The sequence below is a fragment of the Agrobacterium sp. MCAB5 genome (assembly GCF_052114365.1).
Lineage (GTDB): Bacteria > Pseudomonadota > Alphaproteobacteria > Rhizobiales > Rhizobiaceae > Agrobacterium > Agrobacterium tumefaciens.
Genome location: NZ_JBFREP010000123.1, coordinates 1 through 651 on the forward strand (window position 1 = coordinate 1; position 651 = coordinate 651).

The 651-nt window shown below is 66.2% G+C and carries 1 protein-coding gene and 1 pseudogene; both read left to right on the plus strand.

The genetic code is table 11. From position 1 onward, the window contains the following. A pseudogene (locus AB4Z23_RS27725) lies at positions 1–115 on the plus strand (amidase family protein); the annotation flags it as partial. Positions 116–131: 16 nt separating this feature from the next. Next, positions 132–651 (plus strand): amidase family protein (locus AB4Z23_RS27730; protein ID WP_441361209.1); only part of this gene is annotated, 520 nt, incomplete at its 3' end.

Below are 651 nucleotides of genomic sequence, written 5' to 3' on the forward strand. Positions count from 1 at the left end.
CGGTACCCTCGGGACCACAGAGCCGAAACTCTTTGGAGCCACCCGCAACCCCTGGGACACTTCGCGGTCAAGCGGCGGATCGAGCGGGGGCGCTGGCGCTGCCGTGGCTGCTGGCATTGTCCCGGCAGCCCATGGCGGTGACGGGGCGGGCTCGATTCGAATTCCGGCGCGGTACCCTCGGGACCACAGAGCCGAAACTCTTTGGAGCCACCCGCAACCCCTGGGACACTTCGCGGTCAAGCGGCGGATCGAGCGGGGGCGCTGGCGCTGCCGTGGCTGCTGGCATTGTCCCGGCAGCCCATGGCGGTGACGGGGCGGGCTCGATTCGAATTCCGGCGTCATGCTGTGGCTTGTTTGGCCTCAAGCCGTCGCGTGGAAGGATCACACTCGGCCCGGATCTAGGGGACAGTACGGGCGGGATCGTGAATGAACATGTTCTTTCAGTGAGCGTCCGTGACAGCGCCGCTCTCCTGGATGCGACCCGCGGGACCTTGGCCGGAGACCCCTATACCGCTCCCGCCCCAGAGCTCAGCTATATCGACGCGTTGCGCTCAAAGCCGCGCCGGCTCAGGATTGCGGTGACCACCACCTCGCTGCTCGACACATACGTAGATCCGGAGTGCGCAAAGGCGACGATCGAAACCGCACGTC